At 58.0% G+C, this 19,273-nt stretch carries 14 protein-coding genes; 1 reads left to right on the top strand and 13 read right to left on the bottom strand.

The window, feature by feature from the left end; genetic code table 11:
• Positions 1-25 precede the first annotated feature (25 nt).
• The 6 genes from C1Y41_RS02410 to cmoM all read right to left on the bottom strand — a co-directional run bounded on the left by C1Y41_RS02410 (position 26) and on the right by cmoM (position 10,020).
• Positions 26-577 (bottom strand): YcbK family protein, encoded by a 552-nt coding sequence (locus tag C1Y41_RS02410; RefSeq protein WP_039383591.1) that lies wholly within the window; start codon positions 575-577, stop codon positions 26-28.
• A gap of 187 nt (positions 578-764) precedes the next feature.
• On the bottom strand, positions 765-2,543 hold the full coding sequence (ldtD, locus tag C1Y41_RS02405; RefSeq protein WP_369826784.1) for a L,D-transpeptidase: 1,779 nt from the start codon (positions 2,541-2,543) through the stop codon (positions 765-767).
• A 188-nt stretch (positions 2,544-2,731) separates the two neighbouring features.
• A complete protein-coding gene (mukB, locus tag C1Y41_RS02400) occupies positions 2,732-7,198 on the bottom strand; it encodes a chromosome partition protein MukB (RefSeq protein ID WP_039383586.1) in 4,467 nt (1,488 codons plus the stop codon).
• The gene (gene mukE / locus C1Y41_RS02395) at positions 7,195-7,935 is read right to left on the bottom strand and encodes a chromosome partition protein MukE (RefSeq protein WP_039383583.1); all 741 of its coding nucleotides are present in this window, start codon (positions 7,933-7,935) and stop codon (positions 7,195-7,197) included. Before mukE ends, mukB begins: the two co-directional genes overlap by 4 nt.
• Entirely contained in the window at positions 7,916-9,238 is a 1,323-nt protein-coding gene (gene mukF, locus C1Y41_RS02390; protein WP_039383581.1) for a chromosome partition protein MukF, read from the bottom strand. The genes mukE and mukF overlap by 20 nt, the downstream gene beginning before the upstream one ends.
• A gap of 11 nt (positions 9,239-9,249) precedes the next feature.
• Positions 9,250-10,020: a tRNA uridine 5-oxyacetic acid(34) methyltransferase CmoM gene (gene cmoM / locus C1Y41_RS02385; RefSeq protein WP_039383578.1), complete on the bottom strand. Its 771-nt coding sequence runs from the start codon at positions 10,018-10,020 to the stop codon at positions 9,250-9,252.
• Positions 10,021-10,144: 124 nt separating this feature from the next.
• On the opposite strand from cmoM, the gene elyC reads away from it, so the two are divergent.
• The gene (gene elyC / locus C1Y41_RS02380; protein ID WP_071668702.1) at positions 10,145-10,930 is read left to right on the top strand and encodes an envelope biogenesis factor ElyC; all 786 of its coding nucleotides are present in this window, start codon (positions 10,145-10,147) and stop codon (positions 10,928-10,930) included.
• A gap of 64 nt (positions 10,931-10,994) precedes the next feature.
• Here the strand turns inward: elyC and kdsB are convergent, their stop codons facing one another.
• The 7 genes from kdsB to rpsA form a co-directional block, all read right to left on the bottom strand.
• Entirely contained in the window at positions 10,995-11,744 is a 750-nt protein-coding gene (gene kdsB / locus C1Y41_RS02375; RefSeq protein WP_104084729.1) for a 3-deoxy-manno-octulosonate cytidylyltransferase, read from the bottom strand.
• Positions 11,741-11,923, bottom strand: a complete 183-nt coding sequence (locus C1Y41_RS02370; protein ID WP_039383570.1) for a Trm112 family protein — start codon at positions 11,921-11,923, stop codon at positions 11,741-11,743. The genes kdsB and C1Y41_RS02370 overlap by 4 nt, the downstream gene beginning before the upstream one ends.
• A 62-nt stretch (positions 11,924-11,985) precedes the next feature.
• Positions 11,986-12,969, bottom strand: a complete 984-nt coding sequence (lpxK, locus tag C1Y41_RS02365; RefSeq protein WP_039383567.1) for a tetraacyldisaccharide 4'-kinase — start codon at positions 12,967-12,969, stop codon at positions 11,986-11,988.
• Entirely contained in the window at positions 12,966-14,714 is a 1,749-nt protein-coding gene (gene msbA, locus C1Y41_RS02360) for a lipid A ABC transporter ATP-binding protein/permease MsbA (protein ID WP_104084728.1), read from the bottom strand. The genes lpxK and msbA overlap by 4 nt, the downstream gene beginning before the upstream one ends.
• A gap of 34 nt (positions 14,715-14,748) precedes the next feature.
• Positions 14,749-17,007 (bottom strand): DNA internalization-related competence protein ComEC/Rec2, encoded by a 2,259-nt coding sequence (locus C1Y41_RS02355; RefSeq protein WP_104084727.1) that lies wholly within the window; start codon positions 17,005-17,007, stop codon positions 14,749-14,751.
• A gap of 202 nt (positions 17,008-17,209) precedes the next feature.
• A complete protein-coding gene (gene ihfB, locus C1Y41_RS02350; RefSeq protein WP_010618275.1) occupies positions 17,210-17,494 on the bottom strand; it encodes an integration host factor subunit beta in 285 nt (94 codons plus the stop codon).
• Positions 17,495-17,582: 88 nt separating this feature from the next.
• Complete coding sequence (gene rpsA, locus C1Y41_RS02345; RefSeq protein ID WP_052246478.1) at positions 17,583-19,256, bottom strand: 30S ribosomal protein S1; 1,674 nt, start codon at positions 19,254-19,256, stop codon at positions 17,583-17,585.
• Between the last annotated feature and the right edge of the window lie 17 nt (positions 19,257-19,273).

The following is a 19,273-nucleotide window of genomic DNA, read 5'->3' as shown; positions in this document are numbered from 1 at the left end:
ACCGGCACACGCAGCGCTGCCGGCATCAGGACCAGTGCCTTGCAGGCCCGGTATCTATGTGTACGAAGTTGCTGCGTGGATAATATCCTACACCACCCGCGCGCATAGATAACGCTGCTTTACGCACGTTACTCAGGGCAATGCCCTCAATATGGAAATCCATCGCCTGGCCTTTGGTGTGATAGCTATGCTTCGCCACGCCAGGGCCCGATTCGCGCAGCATGTTGTTGGTCGACAGCGTACGATAGCCTGAGATGAGCTGTACCGGTTTACGGGTATCCAGCAGCGCCTGCAGGCGGTAGAGCTGATCAAACAGATGGGGATCGATGCTTTTCACTTTATTTGCGCGGTAGTCGCGGAAAAAGTGATTAAGACGCGCCAGTTCGTCGCGATCGTAGCTTTTACCGTTGAAAAACTCGGTTTTGAGGGTTTCACCGGTATGCATGTTGCTGAGCGTCAGAATACGCGGACGTGAGGTCGACACAGAGGCCAGCGCTGAGCCGGGGAGCAGGGAGAGGCCTGCTGCTGCGCCGCCAAGCAGCAGTAAGCGGCGGCGCTGAGAATCGATATTAGCCATGAAACGAGGTTACCTGAATAAAACACATTGAATGTGTAAAAAGTACACAAGGCCGCACAGTAACGGCAGCATGGATATCAGTCAACCCGGAATCTGTCTCAGAATGTGCAAAACCCGACCAGAAGCAAATTTCTGGCCGGGTTTCAGGGGCGTTTCGCTTATCAACAATCTGGCGAAAATCAGCACGCTACAGCAGGAGCTGTCCTGCCCGGGCCAGCACCTGGCTGCCGGAGCGCGCCGTATTATCATAATTGTAAATATCTGTACGATATTGCGCCTGCCCGTCATCGCTGACCCAGGCGGTCAGATAGTACAGATTGACCGGGATACGATGCCGAATCGGCACATAGCGCGTGTCACCCTGCTTCAGCGTGCTGGAAATACGGCTGTCGTTCCAGCCAGCATCCTGCAGCAGCAGGTTAGCCAGATCGGAGGCTTTATTTACGCGTACGCAGCCGGAGCTGAGTGCGCGAATATCGCGCTGAAACAGGCCGTGGTTTGGCGTATCGTGCAGATAGATGGCGTCTGAACTGGGCATATTAAACTTATAACGTCCCAATGAATTGGTGGCGCCCGGTGCCTGACGGATGCGATACGGGAAGCTGGCAGCAGAAACCATCTGCCAGTTGATCATCGTCGGGTCGATCACTTCAGCGTCAGCGCTCCAGCCTGACAGCAGCGTATAGCCGTGCCGATAGAGATAACCAGGATCCTGTTTCACCTTCGGCACAATATCCTGACGCACCAGCGTGGTTGGCACGTTCCACGGCGGATTGAGCACCACGTTGTTCAGCGCACTGCGCATAAGCGGCGTTTTGCGATCGGGCCGTCCGACAATAACCCGCGATGAGAGCACCGTGCTGCCGTTGTTATAGTAGGTCAGCGAATAGTTGGGAATATTCACCATTATCCCGTTATGCATATCATCCGGCAGCAGCCGCAGACGCTGAATGTTCAGCGCCAGCAGTGAGGCGCGCATCTGCGGTGAGACATTCAGCCACTCGCGGGTGCGCGGGCCAATTGCGCCGTCATCCGCCAGCCCCTGCCAGTGCTGAAAGCGCTTCACGCCCTCAACCAGCGCAGTGTCATAGATATTGCCGGCTGCAGAAGGCGATCCGGCCAGTATATTTCCTGCTGGCTGCGGCGTCGGGGCCGGAAGATCGGTGACGCTGGTGGCGGAAGGACTTACTGCCACCGGCTGGCTTTCAGCAACCGGCACGGCGCCCGCCGGCACTGCATCTTCATCCGGTGCAGGCGTAGTGGCGTGGTCAGATGCGGTCAGCATACCGGTGCGCTGAAGAATTTCCCGCAGCGCTGGCACATCATCGCTGACCTGCCCCGGACGCAGCGTTGCTTTGTCACGCAGCTGCGGCCAGGGACGATTATCCGTCAGCAGCGTCTTCAGCGCCGCATGCATCGGCTGATACTGCGGATGCTGCGGCTGCAGTGAGGCCACAAACGCGCGGCTGCCGCCAGCGTTAACCGCGTTCTGCCACTGATTGATCGCTGACAGCGACGGCATGGTAAGCCTGTAAGGCACATTGCTGTAAAGCCAGGTTTCACCCTGCGCCGGTACGCCCGCCACAAACTGCAGGTAACCCAGCATGGCATCGCTCAGCACCACGTCGCGCGCAAAGCCTTTAATGTCCGGATCGGTCAGCCGCTCAACCCAGCGGCTGAACTGTGGCTGCACGCCTGAAAGCGCGACCTCAGCCAGCTGCTGCTGAAACGCCTGCACCGTATCGCGGTCCTGCCAGAGCGGCGCCATTCCGCGCGCGGCATAAAGACCCGCCAGACCCGGCAGGTAAAAAGGGCGATCGCTGGCGCTGAATGCCTGCAGGATCTGCTGCTGGCTGGCCGCCACTGACGTGGTGCCGTGCCCGCCGGCTGTCATGCTGGCGGTTTGTGCAGCCTGCCCCGCGGCCAGTGGCAAGCCTGCCAGCACGGCACTAAACACCAGCGCCATGCGATTAAATCTGAACGTTTTACTCAGCAACATCCCTGCCCCCTGTTACCTGAGACGCAGCCTGCCCTGTGCGCTGCGTACAACCTGTACTTTCATGATGAGTATATAAAGAAAAAACGGCATTCGCCTCTCAGGGCCAATGCCGTTTACAGATTAACGCTGGTTGCGCGGTTTAACCAGTCAGGCGCTTAGCTATTTTGCGTTTCCAGCCCCTGCTCGCTTTGCGCCGTTTTTACCGGTGCCGGATCGGCGGAAAAACCACGCAGGCCCACTACGTGCACATGCTCCGTATTGTTAAATACTTTACGAACCAGTTTATAAGTGGTGCCTTTTTCCGGACTGATATTTTCCGGCGCGGCGATCACCAGCTGCATCTCCAGACGCTCGCAGAGTTCAAACAGCGTCGCGATTGAACGGGCATCCAGACGCGCCGCTTCATCAAGGAACAGCAGACGGCACGGTGAGATATCTTTGCCGCGCAGACGACGCGACTCCTCTTCCCAGCTCTGCACCACCATCACCAGAATTGACATCCCGGTACCAATCGCCTCGCCGGTTGAGAGCGCCCCGCTTTCCGCGCGCAGCCAGCCGTCGGAGCCGCGATTTACTTCAACTTCCATTTCCAGATAGTTGCGATAATCCAGCAGCTCCTCACCGATGGTCTGCGGCGTACGCTGGCCCATATCAATCTGCGGGTTAAGACGCTGATAAAGTTTGGCCAGCGCTTCCGAGAATGTCAGCCGGTTACTGGTAAAGAGATCCTGATGCTGTTCGTGCTCTTCGGAGAGCGTATCCAGCAGCGTGGCGTGTGTCTCACGCACGTTGACGTTAAGCCGTACGCTCTTCACCTGACCAAAACTCACCGTCTGCAGCCCCTGGTTCAGCTGCCGGATGCGGTTCTGTTCGCGCTGAATAGTCTTGCGAATAATATTGGCCGCACTGCGTGAGCTGATCGCCAGCGTCTGCTCGCGCGCCGTCAGCTCTTCGGTCAGACGGTTCAGCTCAATCTCCATCTGCTCAATCGCCTCGACCGGATCGTCAGTGCGGATAATATCCTGACGGATACGCTCGCGCAGATGCTGATAAACGGCGATAAAGAACTGAATTTTACGCTCCGGGCGCTTGGGATCTTCCGACATGCGCAGAACATCACGCAGATGCTCATTATCCGCCACCGCAAGGCGCAGCGCGCCCAGGGCTTTATCGGACATTGAGCGCAGCTCGTCACCGCTCATATAGGCCAGCTCGCGCCGGTGCAGCCGTCGTTCCACGCCGTTGTCTTTCACCAGACGCAGTACGGAGCACCAGCCCGCCTTGGCACTGACCACCTGCTCACGCAGGATGCGATAATCGCGCTCCAGCTTACGCAGCTTTTTCTGCAGGCTGTCCATTTCTGCTTCGCAGAACGTCAGCTGTTTCTCCAGCTGGTTACGCCGCGCCCGGTTATGGCTGAGCGCGGTATAGAGTTCATCGCGCCGGATACGCGCCCGCTCTTCCGCGCTGGCATCGGCGTGAACGCCGATATCCTGCATCTCCTGCTGCAGCTCTTTCAGCATGTCGCGTTTCGCATCGTGCGAACTGCGCAGCGAGGCCAGCACCTGCGAGTACTGCGTCAGCTGCGCCTGATGTTCACGCAGGCGTTCACGGGCGCGGCTGCGCTCGCCTTCAGCCTGCTCCAGGCGCTGCCGTAGCTTATCAGAGAGATCGCTGTTACCGGTCAGCATCCCGGCTGAATCGCCATAGCTGAAGTGGGCGCGGCGCTGTACCACCTCCGTCAGCGCAAATGCCTGCTGGCGCGCGCTGAGCTGCTGCGCCTGCGCCTGCTGGTAGTCGCGCTGCAGCTGATCGTGCTGCTGCGGATCGTTCTGCAGCACCGCCACCAGCGACTCCAGCTTGCTGAGTTTGCTGCCGTGCTGGTGCAGGAAGCGCGCCGCCTCCTGCGCCTCTTCCACCCGCTCACGGATCTCTTCGCAGCGATCCGGCAGGGTGTCATCCAGCAGCAGGTTAACGCGAGGCAGCAGGCGGTTAAGCTGGGCGACGCCGTCGCGCGCCTGTTCAAACTGTGCACGCTGCTGCTGATTATTACTCTCATGCTGCGCCAGACCGCGCTCCAGCTCACTGCGCCGGCCGTTAAGCTGGCGGATTTGCGCTTCCGGATCCTCATCAAACGCTACCGCCAGATGACTGCCGATAAAGCGGCTGAAAGACTGGTGCAGACGCTGCGTTTTCTGTACGTCAAAAGAGAGCGTCGCATAACGTTCTGCCAGCCTGTCACGTTCAATACCCAGCAATTCAAGCTGATTTTCACGTGCGGCGCGGCCAAACAGCGGCACCTTAGGAAAACGCGAATAGCGCCACTGACGCTCTGCGACTTTGACCACGACAGCTTTATCCAGCTCATCTACGCTGAAGACGCTGTCATCAAAGGATTGCGGATCGCCCTCAATCAGATAGAGATCTTCCGGGCACTCTTCCAGCCCTTCGAGCTGTTCGCGTATCAGCGCCAGATCCGGCACCACGATGGCGTGGCGCGAAGGTCCATAGAGCGCAGAAAAATAGGGGGCATCGTCCAGCGTGACATCATCATAAATTTCGGAGAGCAGCACGCCGCCAAAGCGCTCTGCCAGCTGCGTGAGGCGCGCATCTTCTGCGCCGCCTGGCTGGCTGAGGCGTTCAATCTGCTGCTCAACGTCGCGTTTACGCGCCGCAATTTCATCTCGCTCTACGGTGGTTTCACGCTCGCGCTCCAGCAGCTGCTGCATAAAGGCGGTCACCTGCTGACTGCTGCTCAGCTGCTCACCTGTCTGTTCGCTAAGCTGCGTCAGGATCTCCTGAGCGGCCAGCCAGTGCGGGGCGCGTGCCGTCAGCGTTGCGATACGTTCGCGCAGCTGTTCCAGCTCCTGACGCATCTGCATGCGCTGTTCACCGGCATCGGCAACGCTGGCGCTGAGCTGCTCAATCTGCGCTTCCAGCTCGCGCTGCAGCCCTTCCAGCGCGTCTGCTTCATAGTGCTGGCCCTGACGTTTGCAGAACTCTGCCAGCAGGCGTTCAGCCTCATGCTGCTCGCGCAGGCGACCTTCTGATTCGTTAAGACGCAGCCGCAGTGACGCCAGCTGATCGGCATAATGACGCTGATTCGCGGCGTCGCGCAGCAGCTGGCGACCCACCTGCCAGGCGTCCTGACGGCTGACCTCACCGGCAATGCTGGTTACCAGCGCCAGCGCCTGCTCAAACTGGCTGTGTGCGGCTTCCGCCATACTCAGTTTCTGCTCCAGCCGCAGCAGCTGGCTGGTCGCCTCTTCGTCGCGTGCCTGGAACGTCTCCAGCCAGTCAGCGGCGTTATCAATCGTCAGGTCCGGCAGCTGGCAGCGCGTACGGGCTTTCTCCAGTGCCTGCAGCGCCTGCTGATACTGAATAGAGCGCGTCTGCTGAACATCCAGCGCCTGCTGGAAATCAGCCAGCTGACTTTTCAGCTCATCCACTTCAATTTCAGCGGCTTCGGCGCGCGCCTCATTCTCTTCCTGGATCTCACGCGCTTCAGCTACAACCTCATTCTGCTCTTCCAGCCGGTAGCTCAGCTCTTCAAGATCGGCATCATAACGCGCGATTTTCTCCTGCTGGCGCATTGCGGTCTGCACCAGATTAAGATGATCGCTGGCCGCCTGATAATCGATCTCCAGATCGCTTTCAGCGGCGCTATGCTCAGCCAGCTCACGCGCCATTTCCACGTGACGATACTGCTCCGACACCAGCTGGTTGCGGCTGCTGAACAGCTCATTGCGCAGCTGAAGCGCCCCGTCCAGATGTACCCGCCGTTCGTTCGCATGACGCATATAGTCAGCTGAGACGTAGCTGGTCGCCTCAGAGATCAGATGCTTGAACAGATCGCGATCGGACTGCGTCACGCGAATCGCTTCCAGCGTCATGCGGTTCTCACGCAGTGCCGCTTCCATATCCTGAAACGCTTTACGCACGCCGCCGTTTTCCGGCAGCAGATAGTCGCGCAGCGAACGGGTGATGGCGCTGGAGATACCGCCGTAAAGCGACGCCTCAATCAGCCGGTAGAATTTACTGCGATCGCTGGCTGAACGCAGGCGACGCGGCACCACGCCGAGTTCAAACAGCATGGCGTGATAGTCAGTAATGGAGCTGTACTGGCGGAACTGCACGCCTTCCTGTGCTTCAACGCGATCTTTAACCTCTGTCAGCGGCAGTACACGCGCCTGACGGCTGTTAAGGATCTCGGTCAGCATGTCCGTGGGCAGCGCATCTGCGGGCAGGCCATGAATACTGAACGGTTTAATATCCACTTTCTTATCGCGCCCGGCCACCTGCTGCAGACGCACCCCGACCACAACGCGCTGATGGCGTGAGTTGACGACATCCAGCACTGAATAGCAGACGCCAGCGCGCAGTTTACCGTGCAGACCCTTATCGCGGGAGCCTGACGTGGCGCCTGCTTCCGTGGTATTACGGAAGTGCAGCAGGGTTAAATCGGGGATCATCGCCGTAACAAACGCGGCCATGGTGGTGGATTTACCGGCACCGTTACCGCCTGAAAGCGTGGTAACCAGTTCATCGAGATCAAAGGTGCGGGCAAAAAAGCCATTCCAGTTGATCAGTGTCAGCGAACGAAATTTACCGCGTTCAATCATACCTGCTTCTCCTCCGCGTTATCAGTCGCATCACTGCTCTCCGCATGTTCACTCTCCTGCTCCGCCTCATCGGCTGTTGCAGAAACGGCAGCCTCTTCGGGTGTCATCGCTTCACCCACGCGGATCAGACGCAGCTGCGCCTCACGCGGATCGTCGCCGCTGCGCACGTCAGCACCAAAGCGAAAGACTGATTCCATAATGCGAAATTTGCTGCTGTCATTACCCATAAACCACACCATTCCCAGGCGGCGCAGACGGCTCAGTGAGGCGCGCATCTTCTCCTGCAGGCGGGTGCGATCGAGATCGGAACCGGTTGAGCGCTGATTGACCAGCTTAAGCAGCTTGTGTTCATCCGCCAGCGACAGCAGCTCATCATAGAGCTCCTGCTGGGTAAAAATACCCTCGTTTGCCAGACGCTCCGGGCTCAGATAGAGGTAGCAGAGAATTTTGCCTACCATCATATCCAGCTCAGAGAGCACCGAGCGTGGGATCAGCGTGGTTGAGCGCGGCCGCAGGTAGAAAAAGCCTTCTGGCGCGCGGATCAGCTCCACGTTATAGCGGGCATAAAACTCTTCAAGATAGGTTTGGTAGTCCATCAGAAAAGCGTGATTATCCAGCTCTTCAATACCGATATGCCGGCCCGCGCGCAGCTGACTGTCGAGCGCCGGAAAAAGGGGATTGGCCAGCGCCAGTGCCAGTTTAACCGGCATCACTTGTTCAATATTTGTCGATGACATGCGCCTGCACCTTGGCTCCGTAATCATTAATGGTCTGCCATTCTGCTGGCAAACCGGCTAAATCTGCTTCAGCAACGCCCAGCCGCACCGCCTGATCGATCACGATACGCGCCAGATCGAAATGGCGCGCGCGCGGATATTGCGCCAGGTATTCGCGCATGACGGTGGCAAGGTGCAGCGGTTTTTGCTCGCGACGATACACAGCCAGCGCCTCTTCAATCATGGCGGCCAGCTGCTCGCGGATCTCGTTAAACTCTTCATACTCCATTTCCGGCGGAAGCTCGCCCATGACCTCATCGTTACGCAGCGTCATCTCTTCATCGCGCATATCGAGCAAGCGGTCAGCGCTGGCGTAAGTCAGCATCCACGGCTGATCAAAATAGTTCTGTACCGACTGACGCAGCCGCTGTGCAAAGACCCGGTTCTTATCCATATCAATCGCGGTACGGATAAACTTGTGTACATGACGGTCATAGCCGATCCACAGATCAATCGCCTGCTGGCCCCAGCTGATAATGCGATCGAGTTTGTTCTGCAGGTCATAAACCAGTTTGTCGACGAAACCGAGATCGGGACTGCTCAGCGTGGCATCCTGAATGCGCAGCAGGTTAGCCTGCAGCTTATCCCCCGCCGCTTCCAGCGTATCCTGCAGTTCACGCAGCGTGCCGGAGGTCTCAGAGAGCAGCAGTTCACAGCTGGAGATCGCGGCGCGCCAGTCTTTGTTGAGCAGCGCGGCGATATCATTTTTTACCGTCTGCTGCTGCTCATCCATCAGGCGCTGCGTCATATCGATGCTGTCAAAAATCTCAGCAACCGAATATTTCAGCGGAGCAAATACGTTGCGGTGCCAGTGAAACTCATCGCCATCTTCTTCAGCGGCGTCAGCAGCGCGCTTCAGCTCCTGACCCACAATTGAGAGCTGCATTGAGAGGCGCAGCGTGGAGAATTCGCGCTGGCGGATATAGTAGTCGGTGATGCCAATTCCCAGCGGCGTCAGGCGGTAGATAGCGTGCCCTTCAGACACCTCGCTGGTAAACCGGTTAAGCAGTCGCTGCCGTACCAGGTCGTTAATCGCATTGTTCGCACGCACCTGTACGGTTTCATGCGTCTGTTCAAACGCTTTGCTGACGTGACGAAAGGCGTCGGTCAGCTCACCTTCACTCATTTCACCGTCCATGCGCTCACCGTTAAGGGTAGCGATGGCCAGCAAAAAGGCCAGACGTTCTACCGGCAGCGCAAGCGAGAAATCGTTTTTGCGTGCCCAGGCCACCAGTTCTGGCACCGTCTGGGAAAAATCGCTCATAGTTGATCCTTTTACCTGGGTTTGCGCGCCGTCACATGGATATAACGCCCTAAGCTTAAAAAGGGCTCCTGACGACAGTAGCGCCGCTCCATTTCAATAATCTCTTCCACGCTCTTACCTGCACCGGGCTGCGGTTTCATGTAATCACTGAACACGCGAACACCGGTGCGCTGCTCAATCACAAAACCGCACTGCGTCAGCCACTGATAGACGTCCTGCGGTTCGCGCGGAAAATCGGGCGACAGGGTACGCTTTTTGCGTTTGGTCATATTGGCGCGCAGGTAGCCGAAATTACCCAGCGTAAGCGTGCGAAACGTCAGCCCGTGCGCGTTGTAAAACATCAGCGACAGCACACCGCCTGGTTTCAGCGTCTGCCACAGCGCCTGCAGCACGGCCAGCGGATCGGCCACCCACTCCAGTACCGCGTGAAACAATACCAGATCGACTGGCGTATCCAAATGCTCGCCTACCTGCTGAGCGCTGACTTGCCGGAACTGCATATTGTGGCTGACGCCGGTTTCCCGTGCGTGGTCCGCCGCCAGTTTCAGCATTTCACCGGAGAGATCGCAGAGCGTGACCTGATGCCCGCGGGCAGCGAGTCCGCTGGAGATTTGCCCCACGCCGCCGCCAGCATCCAGCACAGAGAGCGGTCCGGCAGGCAGTGACGGCAGCAGCGCCTCCAGCTCATCCCACAGAATGGCCTGACGCACCAGCCCTTTGCGGGTGCCGTAAATGTTTTGCGAGAATTTATCCGCCAGATCGTCGAAATTACGATCCTGCATGGTGTGCGCTCCGGTTTGCGGCAGTTAACTTGTGCTATTTTGTCACAGGCTCACCAGGAATGAACCTTTCACGCTGCAGTAACTGTCTGGCTGCTGTTTTTTCAGACAAAAGGAGTAAAAAAGGATGTTATTTGCCTTAAAAAAAGTCATTGGCGGCTTGCTTCTGCCTTTGCCGCTGCTGTTACTGCTGATGGCAGCCGGACTTTTGCTGCTCTGGCTGACGCGCTGGCAAAAAAGCGCCAAAGTTTTACTCTCCGTCAGCTGGCTGCTGCTGCTGCTGCTGAGCCTGCAGCCGGTGGCCGACCGCCTGCTGCTGCCGCTGGAAAACCGCTACCCGACGTGGAACGGTACAACGCCGGTGGCCTGGATTGTGGTGCTGGGCGGCGGTTATACCTGGAACCCGGACTGGGCGCCCGGCTCTAACCTGATTGGTAACAGCCTGCCGCGCGTGACGGAGGGCGTAAGGCAGTGGCGACGCAACCCGCAGGCCAAAATGATTTTTACCGGTGCGGCGGCAGGCCAGAATCCGCGCAGCAACGCCGCGGTTGCCGCCGACGTCGCGATGAGCCTTGGCGTACCGCATAGCGCCATCATTACGCTTGATTCGCCGAAAGATACCGCTGAAGAGGCGCAGGCGGTAAAACAGATGACGGGCAATAGCGCATTTCTGCTGGTCACCTCCGCCAATCATCTGCCGCGTGCGATGGCTTTTTTTCACCACGCCGGGCTGGCACCGATCCCCGCGCCGGCAAATCAGATGGCGATCGTCTCGCCGCTTAACGGCTGGGAGCGTGCGCTGCCCTCGCCACTCTGGCTGAGCCACAGTGAACGGGCTATCTATGAGACGCTGGGACAGATCTGGCAGCACCTGCGCGGTCAGTCGGGCAGCCGTGACGACGCTGCGCCCTGATGTCAGAAAGAGAAAGTGTCAGACAGAGCCAGCGGCGTGGCGCCTGCTGGCCTGACAAAGAGAGTTAACGCTGCATCGCCGCGCGTACGCGCGCCAGATCTTCTGGTGTATCCACGCCCACGCTCGGGATAGTTGTGGCAACCGCCACATGAATTTTTTCGCCATACCAGAGCACGCGCAGCTGCTCCAGTAGCTCAATCTGCTCCAGCGCGCAGGGTTGCCAGGCGACATAGCGGCGAATAAAGCCGGCGCGGTAGGCATAAATACCGATATGCCTCAGCAGCGTATCTCCCGCCTGCTCGCGCGACTGCGCATAGCGCTCGCGATCCCAGGGAATGGTGGCCCGCGAGAAATAGAGCGCGTAGCCCTGCCGGTCGGTTACCACTTTAACCGCGTTCGGATTAAACGCCTCATCGGCATCTGCGATCGGCACCGCCAGCGTGGCCATGCCAGCCTCTGCCGCGGCGAGATTGTCCGCCACCTGACGCACGATACCGGCCGGGATCATCGGCTCATCGCCCTGCACGTTGACAATGATAGTGTCATCGTCAAAGTTGCAGGCTTCAATGACTTCAGCCAGCCGCTCGGTGCCGGACTGATGATCGGCCCGCGTCATACAGACTTCACCGCCGGCCGCAGTTACTGCTGCAGCGACTTCGGGGTGATCGGTTGCGACGATTACGCGATCGGCTCCCGACTCCCGCGCACGCTCCATGACGTGCACGACCATGGGCTTACCGTGGATATCGACCAGCGGTTTACCCGGCAGACGCGTCGAAGCGTAGCGCGCCGGAATGATAGCAACAAAACTCATGGATGGATCTCTTCAGCCGTCAGCGTTCGCGCCTCGGTTTCCAGCAGCACCGGAATGCCATCCCGCACCGGGAATGCCAGTCCGTCAGGCTTGCAGATAAGCTCCTGCTGCGCCTTGTTGAAGTAGAGTTTTCCGTTACAAACCGGACAGGCCACAATCTCAAGTAAACGGTGATCCATACTTTTCTCCTTTCAGGATCGGGGTCAGTTAGTCAGCATACCATAGCGGTTGCCAGACTCTATTACGCGCCGCGGGCCAGCCGGGTGATATCGTCGAGCAGCGGTGCCACTGCCGCACCGGAAAGCTGCGCCTCTACCGGCAGATACCACCAGTTGTCGCGCGCAAACTTACGGCACTTCACCGCATCTTTCTCCGTCATCAGCAGACATTGTCCGCTCAGCGTCAGGCCGGCAAGCTCCGGCTCGCTGTAAGCGTGATGATCGGCAAACGCGATTTCCGCTACCGTTTTAATGCCCTGCTGCTGCAGCGTGGTGAAAAAGCGCGGCGGATGGCCAATACCGGCCATCGCCACAATATCTGGCAGCGCACTGAGCGCAGCGGTTTCGCCCGATAGCAGGTTAACCGCCCGACCCGGCTGCAGCGTCATGGCAATTTCCGGACTGGTGGCATTGCCACCATTAACGATCACCGCATCCACCTGCTGCAGCCGGTGCGCACGCTCCCGCATAGGCCCGGCGGGTAACCACCAGCCGTTGCCAAAGCGGCGCACGCCATCCACCACCACAATTTCGCGATCGCGCTGCAGCGCATAATGCTGCAGGCCATCATCCGTGATGATGATGTCCAGCGAATGCGCCGCCAGCAGCGCTTCGATAGCCTGACGGCGCCGGGGCGCCACGGCAACCGGTACGCCGGTGCGTTGTGCAATCAGCACGGGTTCATCCCCGGCCTCGGCCGTTGAGGTTTCCCCGGTTACCAGCAGCGGATAGTGTGCCGCTTTCCCCCCGTAGCCGCGTGACACCACGCCCGGACGCAGCCCGCGCGCCTGCAGCGCTTCTGTCAGCCAGATTACTACCGGCGTCTTACCGTTGCCGCCTGCCGTCAGGTTACCGACCACCACCACCGGACACGGTGCCCGCCAGCTCTGCTGCCAGCCACGCTGATAGCTCAGGCGAATCAGCCAGGTGATAGCACCATACAGCAGGCTAAGCGGCCACAGCAGCAGCCACAGCGGCGAGCGCCCGCTCCAGATGCGTTCAATCATTGACCGAACTGTAACTTATGCAGCTGTGCATAAGCCCCTTTCTCCGCCAGCAGCAGTTCATGCGTACCGCGTTCAACAATATGGCCATCCTCGACCACCACGATCTCATCTGCTTTTTCAATGGTAGAGAGACGGTGTGCGATCACCAGCGAGGTCCGGTTTTTCTGCAGCTCATCCAGCGCCGACTGAATGGCGCGTTCTGACTCCGTATCCAGCGCAGATGTCGCCTCATCCAGAATCAGAATCGGGCAGTCGCGCAGCAGCGCGCGCGCAATCGCAATACGCTGGCGCTGACCACCGGAGAGCAGTACGCCGTTTTCACCGATAACCGTATCCAGGCCTTTATCCATTTTGTTAATGAAATCCATAGCGTGCGCCATGGTGGCGGCCTGTTCAATCTGTGCCCGGCTATAGTCACCGTTACGCGCATAAGCGATGTTATTGGCGATGGTGTCATTAAACAGATGCACATTCTGCGATACCAGCGCTACCTGATTACGCAATGAGCGCAGGGTATATTCACGCAGATCGTGCCCATCCAGCAGAATTTCGCCGGAATCGATATCATAAAAGCGCGTCAGCAGGCTGGCCATGGTCGATTTGCCCGAGCCGGAGCGGCCGACCAGTGCAACCGTTTTACCCGCCGGCAGCGTCAGGTTAATATCGCGCAGCGCCGGGATCTCACGCCCCGGATAGGTAAAGGTCACGTTGCGAAACTCAACGTCGCCTTTAGCGCGTTCAACCGTGCGCGTGCCGTTATCCACTTCCTGCTCACTGTCGAGGATGGAGAACAGCGTCTGGCAGGCTGCCATACCGCGCTGAAACTGGGCGTTAACGTTAGTCAGCGATTTCAGCGGACGCATCAGGGCAATCATGGAAGAGAAGACCACGGTAATGGTACCGGCGGTCAGCGTTTCCATCACGCTGGGGAAGCTGGCGGCATAGAGTACAAACGCCAGCGCCAGCGAGGCGATAAGCTGAATCACCGGATCGGAGATGGAAGAGGCAGAAACCAGTTTCATCCCCTGCTGACGCATTTTATTGCTGACCTGAGAGAAACGTTCCGCTTCCACTTCCTGACCGCCAAAAATCAGCACTTCTTTGTGCCCTTTCAGCATCTGTTCTGCGCTGGTGGTGACCTGTCCCATGGTGTTCTGCATGTTTCGGCTGATGTTGCGGAAGCGCTTTGAAACGGTGCGGATAGCGAACGAGACCAGCGGTGCCAGCAGGATCAAAATCAGTGAGAGCTGCCAGCTGTAGTAGAACATCATGATAAACAGGCCGATGATCGAGGCGCCCTCGCGCACCACGGTTACCAGAGCACTGGATGAGGAGGAGGCCACCTGTTCTGAGTCATAGGTAATACGCGACAGTAGCGTGCCGGTAGACTGCTGATCAAAGAACGCCACCGGCATTCCCATCATGTGTCCGAACAGACGACGACGCATGTTCATCACCACATTACCTGACACCCAGGAGATGCAGTAGCTGGAGATATAGCTGGTGACGCCACGTATCAGCATCAGGCCCATGACAGCCAGCGGCATCCACAGCAGAACAGATTTGTCCGCTTTACCGAAACCATCATCCAGTAAAGGTTTCAACAGGGAGAGCATTAGGGTGTCGCCTGCCGCATTCAGCACCAGTGCCACGGCGGAGACGATAAGGCCAGCCTTGTGCGGCGCAATCATTGGCCAGAGCCGGCGGAATGTCTGCCAGGTTGAGAGATCTTTGTCTTGATGCATTATTTATTCACGCTGTTTGAAATAGCCGCTCATTCTACCTGGAATCATCTTTTACGCCAAACCACTGATGATACCAGCGCGGCTTTATTTGCTCGCGCAGCCCCTGCATCTGCCAGCGGCCCTGGCTGACACGAATGCGAACCTGCCCCGAGCGTGCGGTATCTGCCCAGCGATAGCCCTGCTCCTGGTAACGCTTTACCACTGAGCGGGCGGGCATACGCCAGGCGTTATAGCGCGCCACAGAAGCCACCGCCGCTTCGCCCGCTATATGCCGGAGAAACAGGGGCGTAGAGGAGGTCCGGCTGCCGTGGTGCGGCACCTGAAGCAGTGTAGCCTGCAACTGACCCTTTTCCAGCGCTGCCAGTTTGCGTTCCCCCGCCTGCTCCAGATCGCCAGTCAGCAGCAAACTGACCTGGCCATCATCCACCCGCACCACGCACGAATCATTATTGTGCCCCGCTACCGGCAGTGCTGGCGGCCACAGGGCGGTAAAACGCAGCCGCCCCCACTGCCACTGCTGGCCACGCACACAAGGCAGATGGCCGGGTTCTCCCAGCGCGCTGCGGATCGCCAGCGCCGGGCGGGCACGTAGCAGCGCGTTCAGCCCGCCACGGTGATCGAGATGCCGGTGACTCAGTATGACGCCCTGCAGCGTGCGTCCGGTGTAGTTCAGCCAGGGCAAAATAGTGCGCTCGCCGGCATCGCCCTGCTGCCACGCCGGCCCGGTGTCATACAGTACCACCTCCCTTCCCTGCGTGATCGCAACCGCCAGACCATGACCAATATCGAGAAAATCGATTTGCCAGTCGCTCTGCTGCGCGTCAGTGCGCCCCAGCAGCAGTGCCAGCAGCAGGCTGGCGAAACGGACCGACGTACGGGCAATCAGCCCGCTGCGCCACAACAGCAATCCGCCCCAGACTACTATGACAGCGGGCAGCGTCTGATGCAGGCTCAGCCAGCCGGCGGGCAGCCACTGGAGCGCCTGCACCAGATAGTCCACTGAACGATCGGCTAACCACCACAGCGGCTGTGCCGCCTGTTGCAGTGGCACCAGCAGCGCCAGCAGCAGCAGCGGCACCGTAATAAATGAGATAACCGGCACGGCCAGCAGGTTGGCCAGCAGCGCAGTCAGGCTGATGCCCTGAAACAGAAAGATCTGCAGCGGCGCCATCAGAATCATCATGCCGAGCTGCAGGTGCAGTAGCTGCAGCGGCAGCCAGCGACGTTGCGTACGATAAGGATATGGCAGAGCAAACCAGCTGAACCAGATAATCAGCATCGCTACCGCCAGGGCCGAGAGCCAGAAGCTCTCCGACAGGACCGCCAGCGGATCAAACAGAAGCAGTGTGCCCACGCACAGCAGCCAGATTTGCCAGGCGCTGAGCTGCCAGCCCGCTGCGCGTATAGCGCTCCAGAGCGTCAGCGCGAGCATGGCCCGCTGCGCGGGCGCATGGCTGCCGGCGATCCAGCAGTAGAGAGCAGCGGTCAGCCAGCTGACGATCAGCGGAAACCGCCAGCTGATATAGCGGGCAGGTAACGCAAACTGTATCGCACGCGCCAGCAGCCAGCCACCAGTGGCCGCCAGCGCAATATGCATTCCGGAAATGGCCATCAGGTGCGCGGTGCCGGTATCGCGCAGAAGCTGTCGCAGCGACGCCAGCATCTGCGATCGATCGCCAAAAGCCAGCGCCTGCAGAATTGCCGGCTGCTTAAGCTCCGCGAGCGCGGCCTGATAGCGAGCCACCAGGGTTGCCCGCAGGCTGCAGCGTTCTGACATCTGCTGCTGATGCATGATACGCCCCTGCAGCGGCATATGATTTGCAACCCGCACGCGCTGCAGATCGTATCCGCCTTCATTCAGGCGACCATGTACTGCCCGCAGCCGCAGCCGCATGTGCCAGCGCTGCCCTGCGCACCAGTTTTCTGTGTTATTCACATTACTGATTTGTACAAACAGCGGCGGAAACTGCAGCCGCCCGTCAACGCGGATAAGCCTGACCAGCAGCAGGTTTTGCCGGGTGTCGACCGCGCTGACGCTGACCGTGGCGTCGACCGGCCGTCGGGTGAGCAGCTCCATCGCATTCAGCAGGCTGCGCGCTTCACCCTGTGCCCAGCACGCCACCAGCAGCGCTATCCCTGCCAGCACGGCAGCTTTATGCGACCAATGCAGTAAAAAAATAGCGATGAGAGTCAGTACGGCCAGCGTGATGCCGGATGGGATCTGCGGCAGCAGCAGCAGAGGCAGGGTGGCAAGAATGGCGATACCTGCGCCAGTGGTCCATGTAATGTGCATATTTCTCTCCGTCAGACAGCACCATTGTGCGGCAGTCAGTGAGAGAAAAAAGCTTACGTCATATGGATTTGCGTCAGCGCGCCGGTACTTTTTCAGGTGCAGTGATAGGCATTACAGCGCGGCGGGATCGCGCTCGCAAATCACAGAGTGGCAGCAAAAAAAAACGACACCCGGAGGTGTCGCTTTATGGTTCGGTAACGGCTTAGCCGTAGATATTTGCACGGTCACGCAGTTCTTTGCCTGGTTTAAAGTGGGGAACGTATTTACCTTCCAGTTCCACTTTGTCACCCGTTTTCGGGTTACGACCAGTGCGCGGTGCGCGGTAGTGCAAAGAAAAGCTGCCGAATCCCCGGATTTCGATGCGCTCACCCTGTGCCAGCGTAGTGGCCATGTGCTCGAGCATCTCTTTGACCGCATCCTCAACGACTTTCGCCGGAATATGAGTATGCTGGCCAGCAAGTCTTTCAATCAGTTCTGACTTGGTCATGAATCCTCCGGTTAATCCCTGTTTGGAAAGGTATGACAGCTTTTACCGAAACCGGACGATATGACTATCGTCCGGTGCTTCGGGTCGATTACTCGCCTTTAGCCGCTTTGAACGCTTCAGCCATTGCGTTAGAGAAGTTGCTCTCATCCTGTTTGGTGTTAACAGTGTTGATAGCTTCTTTCTCGTCAGCCTGGTCTTTTGCACGTACAGACAGGCTCACAACGCGGTTCTTACGGTCAACGCCAGTGAATTTAGCTTCAACGTCGTCGCCTACGCTCAGAACCTGAGTCGCGTCTTCGATGCGATCCAGTGAAGCTTCAGAAGCGCGCAGGTAACCCTCTACGCCATCAGCTAATTCTACTGTAGCACCTTTCGCGTCAACTGCAGTGACTTTACCAGTCACGATAGCGCCTTTCTTGTTCAGGGTGATGTAGTTGTTGAATGGATCTTCAGCCAACTGCTTCACGCCCAGAGAGATGCGCTCGCGCTCTGCATCAACCTGCAGTACAACGGCAGCGATTTCGTCGCCTTTCTTGTACTCGCGTACGGCTTCTTCGCCGGTTGCGTTCCAGGAGATGTCAGACAGGTGAACCAGACCGTCGATGCCACCGTCCAGGCCGATGAAGATACCGAAGTCAGTGATTGACTTGATTTTACCTTCAACGCGATCGCCTTTGTTGTGGGTCTCTGCGAACTGCTGCCATGGGTTAGATTTGCACTGCTTCAGACCCAGGGAGATACGACGACGCTCTTCGTCGATGTCCAGAACCATAACTTCAACAACATCGCCCACGTTAACAACTTTAGATGGGTGAATGTTCTTGTTGGTCCAGTCCATTTCAGAAACGTGTACCAGACCTTCAACGCCCTCTTCGATTTCTACGAAGCAGCCGTAATCAGTCAGGTTGGTTACACGACCGGTCAGGCGGGTGCCTTCCGGATAGCGCTTAGCGATAGCAACCCATGGATCTTCGCCCAGCTGTTTCAGGCCCAGAGATACGCGGGTACGCTCGCGGTCGAACTTCAGCACTTTAACAGTGATTTCGTCGCCCACGTTGACAATTTCGCTTGGATGCTTAACGCGTTTCCATGCCATGTCGGTGATGTGCAGCAGGCCGTCAACGCCGCCCAGGTCAACGAATGCGCCGTAGTCAGTGAGGTTCTTAACGATACCTTTGACTTCCATGCCTTCCTGCAGGTTTTCCAGCAGCTGATCGCGCTCAGCGCTGTTTTCAGATTCGATAACGGCACGACGTGAAACCACGACGTTGTTACGTTTCTGATCAAGCTTGATTACTTTGAATTCAAGCTCTTTGCCTTCCAGATGCAGAGTATCGCGAACCGGACGCACGTCAACCAGTGAACCTGGCAGGAACGCACGAATACCGTTCAGCTCAACTGTGAAGCCACCTTTAACTTTGCCGTTGATAACACCGGTAACAGTTTCAGCGTCTTCGTAAGCTTTTTCCAGCGTGATCCAAGCTTCATGACGTTTAGCTTTCTCACGGGACAGCAGGGTTTCACCGAAGCCGTCTTCTACTGCGTCCAGAGCAACGTCAACTTCGTCGCCCACCTGGATTTCCAGTTCGCCAGCTGCGTTCTTGAACTGCTCTGCAGGAATTGCAGATTCAGATTTCAGACCCGCATCAACCAGCACGACGTCTTTGTCGATAGAGACAACAACGCCACGAACAATGGAACCCGGACGGGTTTCGATTTCTTTCAGGGACTCTTCAAAGAGTTGAGCAAAAGATTCAGTCATATTGATAATCTTAGGAT

This window comes from Pantoea sp. ICBG 1758, from assembly GCF_002928325.1.
Lineage (GTDB): Bacteria > Pseudomonadota > Gammaproteobacteria > Enterobacterales > Enterobacteriaceae > Pantoea > Pantoea eucrina.
Note: the sequence above shows the minus strand (reverse complement) of the source record. Positions and strands in the feature narration are given on the sequence as shown.

Excerpts from the sequence above, each read along its gene's own strand:
- C1Y41_RS02410 (WP_039383591.1), bottom strand. The coding sequence starts at position 577 with ATGGCTAATATCGATTCTCAGCGCCGCCGCTTACTGCTGCTTGGCGGC.
- ldtD (WP_369826784.1), bottom strand. The coding sequence starts at position 2,543 with ATGGCGCTGGTGTTTAGTGCCGTGCTGGCAGGCTTGCCACTGGCCGCG.
- mukB (WP_039383586.1), bottom strand. The coding sequence starts at position 7,198 with ATGATTGAACGCGGTAAATTTCGTTCGCTGACACTGATCAACTGGAAT.
- mukE (WP_039383583.1), bottom strand. The coding sequence starts at position 7,935 with ATGTCATCGACAAATATTGAACAAGTGATGCCGGTTAAACTGGCACTG.
- mukF (WP_039383581.1), bottom strand. The coding sequence starts at position 9,238 with ATGAGCGATTTTTCCCAGACGGTGCCAGAACTGGTGGCCTGGGCACGC.
- cmoM (WP_039383578.1), bottom strand. The coding sequence starts at position 10,020 with ATGCAGGATCGTAATTTCGACGATCTGGCGGATAAATTCTCGCAAAAC.
- elyC (WP_071668702.1), top strand. The coding sequence starts at position 10,145 with ATGTTATTTGCCTTAAAAAAAGTCATTGGCGGCTTGCTTCTGCCTTTG.
- kdsB (WP_104084729.1), bottom strand. The coding sequence starts at position 11,744 with ATGAGTTTTGTTGCTATCATTCCGGCGCGCTACGCTTCGACGCGTCTG.
- C1Y41_RS02370 (WP_039383570.1), bottom strand. The coding sequence starts at position 11,923 with ATGGATCACCGTTTACTTGAGATTGTGGCCTGTCCGGTTTGTAACGGA.
- lpxK (WP_039383567.1), bottom strand. The coding sequence starts at position 12,969 with ATGATTGAACGCATCTGGAGCGGGCGCTCGCCGCTGTGGCTGCTGCTG.
- msbA (WP_104084728.1), bottom strand. The coding sequence starts at position 14,714 with ATGCATCAAGACAAAGATCTCTCAACCTGGCAGACATTCCGCCGGCTC.
- C1Y41_RS02355 (WP_104084727.1), bottom strand. The coding sequence starts at position 17,007 with ATGCACATTACATGGACCACTGGCGCAGGTATCGCCATTCTTGCCACC.
- ihfB (WP_010618275.1), bottom strand. The coding sequence starts at position 17,494 with ATGACCAAGTCAGAACTGATTGAAAGACTTGCTGGCCAGCATACTCAT.
- rpsA (WP_052246478.1), bottom strand. The coding sequence starts at position 19,256 with ATGACTGAATCTTTTGCTCAACTCTTTGAAGAGTCCCTGAAAGAAATC.